Here is a 4,823-nt window from a genome sequence, read left to right on the forward strand (position 1 = left end):
AGCTTTCTCCATTCTGCGTCGTCCAGCATCACTCCTCCCAGTCAGGAGGAGCAAAACGCCCGCACACGGAACACGTTCAAGGCCGAACAGGCCGTAGATCGCGGCACCGCTCGCGAGCTTGCGTAAGGGCAGCCTCCGCAACGTCGAGACCGACGACGGTGTTACACCGCGCTGCCAAGGCCTTCGTCAGCACACCGATGGAGCAGCCGACCTCCAGGGCCGAATCATACCGGACTTGCGGCAGCGCATTGAGCGTGACGGCATACTTCGTCCGCTCGTAGGCGCTCGTGGCAAACTCCCAGGGATCCGGGTTCCGCGCATATCGCTCGTCGAAGTAACTCGGCGGCAACGAGGTCGTGTGTCGCGTCACGGTCAGATCTCCAGGAAGATCTCGAAGGGTCTGGTGAAATGGGCAAGCATCGCCGCCTCGAGCCGGAAGCCTTTGGGGTCATCGTTGATGAGGTCTGTGGTCTGCGAGCGATGGGCCGCGACAGCCATGTTTTTTGCGACGAGTTGACCGGAAATATCCAAGCGCAATCCTCTCGGCGGTGGTCCAACGTCTGTGTCTGCCGGAAGCGTCCAACCCCAGACTGGGTAGGCAAGGAGGCGCACGTCAGCGAGCTTGCTGCAGGCGAGGCGTGCCAGCTCCGCGGACGCTTGGTGGTCGCAATGTGGGTCATGCGGCCAAGTGACGATAAGGTTGCCTGCTCCGCACGTCCGCACCGCCCCCGCAATGGCCAATGCGGCGCCTTCCGCCTCAGGGCCGGCCGAGGGTACGTGTCGGTCGGGCAGGCGCAGGAAGTGCACATACTTCGCAGCGAGTCCCAGGAGCTCTGCGGCGGCCAGTGTCTCCTTTTCTCGAAGAGCCCTCAGTCGTTCGGGCGGATAGCTCGGTGAGTTCGGATGAGACCCGACGCCGTCACTCACGACGACGAGGTGGACCGGCAGGCCCTCCTCGCAGGCCCGCGCGATCAAGCCACCGCAACCGAGGCTCTCATCGTCCGGGTGCGGAGCAACGATGACCAGGCCGCGGCCGACGGCCAAGTCCTGAAGATCGCCGAATGGAAGCGCCTCGGCAGCCAGGAGAAACGCATCGGCCCTCATCAGTTCTCAACCTCATGCCAGAGATCGCTGGCCATCCCTGCGGCCTTGAAGGCCTCGCTTGCGGCCGTGGTGAGCGCCTGATCCGAGGCTCGGGTTGACGAAGGTGGGTCGCACCATCCCGTGTCAGCCGCTCCAACGCATGTCCGCGCAGGAAATCCTGCGCTCTGAACTGACCGGTATTTTGGACGGGGACGCGTGAGTGACTGTCTTGCCGGTCTCGCCACACCCGTTGGTCTCATGCACGGTTCGCTTCACTCTCGCCTGCGCTCGACGAACCTGGGCTGACGTCACCGCATGAACCAAGATGCGCGTGCGGCCGTTCCCGTAATGCCTCCAGGGTGACCCTATCGTTTCGGCTGTTCGTACACAGACCTGCGATACCTGGAGCGGGACAGATGCACCACAAGCGGGAGTTGGCCGGTTGCCGAAAGGCAGACCTTCCGCTTTGCGCCCATCTCGGCCATTCGGCTGCCCTCACCTGCATCTCCGAAGCGGACATCGGCTTAGGCCGGATCACAGGTCCCACCGAGGCCGAGCCGCACAGTCTGAGACGTCATGGCTGGCCAGATCCTCTGGGGTTTCTGACTGAACACGCCGCTCTTTGCCTCAGCCCATAGAGCGGTTGGATTTCGGCTTAGCGGACGCTGCGGGAGAGTCGTTCATCATTACACCCGCGCAGGCCGCAAAGGAGCCAGACTGCGCCAGGAGAGCGGGTTGACACATTAGACATCTTATATAAGATAGGGCGCAACTCGCACGGATCCGTGACAGCGCGCGCCAGCAGAAAGAGCGCGCGACAAAGTTCGAGGCCCCGCCAGACGATTTCGGTCCCCATCCGGCTCGATCAGCCTAGTCTCGAAGACACACACGTTCTTGGGAGGGAACGATGAACGCGGAAGTAGAGGCCTTCGCGGCCGCCGGTCCGCCGCTCGCGAGCACGTCTGTGCCCTCCTTGCCGAAGGTTGATCAGTGATCCCAGTCGCAATGGCGAGCGGGCGTAGGAGAGAGGCCAGCCGATAGTTCGGCCTCATGCTGAACAGGAGGCGGCAGTGCTAGCAAGCCCGACCCGCGCACCTGCATTCGTCTAGATCGCCAGGACGAAACTGACGGGGCCGCGCGTCATCCGCATTGGATCGGGCGGCTGGAAGCTCGTTGAGGCGGGTGTCCGAATAATGTCGTGCTCGGCTGGAATTGATTAGAGCCTGCGTAGCCAATTCGATCGGCAAAAATTGAGATTAGATAACAATACAGACTGATAAACAGTCCACGACGTTGTTTTTTCGCTGGGAGGATTCGAGGATGACAAGTCAGTGCCAAGACAGCGTGGATCGTCGGACGATCTCGCTTCTCGCATTCTCAGCGACGTCGGGTGTTCTCGTCGAGTTCTATGATTTTTTCATCTTCGGGTATGCGGCCGCAAGCGCTTTTCCTCATATATTTTTCCCCAACCTTTCGCCGACGGCTGCGCTCGTCTTCTCCTATCTCACCTTCGGCGCCGGATTCCCGGCACGGCTCCTGGGAGCTTTCCTGTTCGGACATTTCGGCGATCGGGCCGGCCGCAAGAACTCGTTCCTGCTAAACATCCTGATCGTCGGAGCGACGACGATGCTTGTGGGCCTCCTGCCGGGCTACGACACACTTGGAATCGCCGCGCCCATTCTGCTCATCGTCCTGCGCATCATCCAAGGTATTGGTTTGGGCGGCGAGTTCGGCGGAGCGTCGTCTCTACTCTCAGAGTTCGGGGCGCGGCGAAAGAACCGTGCGTTCTGGGTGTCGCTTGCCAATCTTGGAATTCCAGGAGGCGCCATGGCGGCGAGCGCGGTTCTCTATCTCCTGTCCGACAACTTCGCGACCTATGGCTGGCGGATCGCCATGCTGCTTTCGGCAGTCGTCGTGATCCCAGGGTTGCTCGCGCGCTTCCAGTTGGCCGACTCGCCGCTGTTCGAGAAGTTGAAGGAGAAGGACGAGTTGGCGAAGATGCCAAGCCTAGACGTGATGCGGCGGCACTGGCGTCCGATCCTCCTGCTGGCGCTCGTGTGCGGCTTCCAGCAGATGGACGGCTATGTCAGCGGAACCTACGCCATTTCCTTCATGAAGTCTGCAGGGATCCCGCTCGCGACAACGGCGGTGATCATCTTCGTTGCCAGGATCGGCGATCTCATCGGCGTTCTCATCAGCGGTCCCTTGGCCGACCTGATGAAGCGGAAGCAAGTGACGTACTTCGCCATCGGGATCACAGCCGTCCTGTCCTATCCCTACACGCTTGCGATCCTCAACCAGCAGGTCGCGCTGACCCTGATCCTGCAGTTCGTGATCACTCTGGTGGGTGTCGGCGTGCTGCACGGCCTCGCGCCGATCCTGACCTCCGAAAACTTCCCGACGAAGTACCGGTACTCCGGGGCAGGGATTGCCTACAGCCTGTCCGCGATTTTCGGCGGCATGTTTGCGCCGCCGCTGCTGGCTGGCCTCATCGGCGAGAACATCGCCGAAAAGTGGTTCTACGTACCGGTCGTGTACGGCCTGTATGCTCTCGTCGCTTTCGTCGCTCTATTCTTCATGTCGGAGACCCGAGATGTCGCTCTGGAGGAAATTGACGAGGTACACGCATCGTAGGCGTTGATTAGCAGAAGAGCCGCTAGAGCGCGGTCCACCGAAGCGGCCATCGGTTCCGTGCGAGAAAACGCACCGTAACAGCATTGAGGTCTGGCAGAGGAGCAAGCATGCGCTCCTCGTGCAGCACGCCGACGAGCAGCATCTGATCGCGCCCGAGCAGCGGTGCGCACTTCGTCCGGCCAGTCGCGATACCGGTCAGAACAAGCGTCTGCGGGGTCTTCCGAGTGCGACGCGGCCGGAATAGGCGAAAAGGCTGGCCTCAACGAAGCCAGGCGGCGGATTGTGATTCGCCGCCGCAGCAAAGGCTCTTCGGCGGCCTTCGATAGCGATGACGAAGTTGGGTGGAGCATCGAGCGAGCGTGTCGACGGTGAGTTGGGGCTGTTTCGTCCGCCTCGGCGAGGAGAACACAACGAAAAAATTTGCTCCGCCGCGCTCAGTCGGGGCTCTTCCATCGGTCCGAAAAACTTTGCGAAGGACCCCGCGAGAGCATGGTTGACGCCCGTAGGATTCCATGTCTTATATAAGATATCAGCTACCAAAATGATTTGGAGCGTAAGGAGGAGATCGGACACATGAAGGCTCAACGTGCTGTGGCGGAACCCGCTGAGAGCGACCAGAAGGCAGGCATCCCGCATGCTCTGGCTCACAATCCCAAGGACAATGTGGCGGTCGTTGTCGTTGAAGGTTTCAAAGCTGGGACGAAAGCTCTGGTCGTCGTGACCGACAACAACACGTCCTTCACGATTACTGCAAAGCACGACATTCCGATCGGACATAAGCTTGCCCTTACAGACCTTTCGGAGGGCGACACCGTGATCAAATACGGCCAGGATGTCGGCCGAATGATCGGTGCCGCGGCCAAGGGCGAGCACGTCCACACCCACAACATGAAGACGAAGCGCTGGTGAGGAATCTTGAGATGACACACGGAACGACGATCACCCAGGATCAGGCCTCGCCCTTCGTGGGCGGCGCCCCCGACCAGTTCACGACCTCGGCACTTCCGACCGAGCGCGCGTCAGCTGACTATAAGAACGCCACCTTCATGGGCTGGCGCCGGGAGAACGGGCGCGTCGGCGTGCGCAACCACGTCGTGCTCCTGCCC

4 protein-coding genes and 1 pseudogene are annotated in these 4,823 nt (G+C 61.1%); 3 read left to right on the forward strand and 2 right to left on the reverse strand.

Going from position 1 to position 4,823, the window contains the following annotated elements:
- Positions 1–76: 76 nt before the first annotated feature.
- Positions 77–370, reverse strand: coding sequence for an SAM-dependent methyltransferase (locus tag WDW90_RS34920; RefSeq protein WP_336492321.1), 294 nt, complete (start codon positions 368–370; stop codon positions 77–79).
- Positions 371–372: 2 nt separating this feature from the next.
- A complete protein-coding gene (locus WDW90_RS34925) occupies positions 373–1,104 on the reverse strand; it encodes a PIG-L deacetylase family protein (RefSeq protein ID WP_336492322.1) in 732 nt (243 codons plus the stop codon).
- A 1,299-nt stretch (positions 1,105–2,403) separates the two neighbouring features.
- On the opposite strand from WDW90_RS34925, the gene WDW90_RS34930 reads away from it, so the two are divergent.
- The 3 genes and pseudogenes from WDW90_RS34930 to WDW90_RS34940 form a co-directional block, all read left to right on the forward strand.
- A complete protein-coding gene (locus WDW90_RS34930; protein WP_336492323.1) occupies positions 2,404–3,717 on the forward strand; it encodes an MFS transporter in 1,314 nt (437 codons plus the stop codon).
- A gap of 573 nt (positions 3,718–4,290) precedes the next feature.
- Entirely contained in the window at positions 4,291–4,626 is a 336-nt protein-coding gene (locus tag WDW90_RS34935; protein ID WP_336492324.1) for a UxaA family hydrolase, read from the forward strand.
- Between the two features lie 11 nt (positions 4,627–4,637).
- A pseudogene (locus WDW90_RS34940) lies at positions 4,638–4,823 on the forward strand (D-galactarate dehydratase); the annotation flags it as partial.

Source organism: Methylobacterium nigriterrae, from assembly GCF_037106235.1.
GTDB lineage: Bacteria > Pseudomonadota > Alphaproteobacteria > Rhizobiales > Beijerinckiaceae > Methylobacterium > Methylobacterium nigriterrae.

What these genes read in the sequence shown, in the direction of transcription:
- WDW90_RS34925 (WP_336492322.1), bottom strand. Translation starts at nt 1,104, where the DNA reads ATGAGGGCCGATGCGTTTCTCCTGGCTGCCGAGGCGCTTCCATTCGGC.
- WDW90_RS34935 (WP_336492324.1), top strand. Translation starts at nt 4,291, where the DNA reads ATGAAGGCTCAACGTGCTGTGGCGGAACCCGCTGAGAGCGACCAGAAG.
- WDW90_RS34930 (WP_336492323.1), top strand. Translation starts at nt 2,404, where the DNA reads ATGACAAGTCAGTGCCAAGACAGCGTGGATCGTCGGACGATCTCGCTT.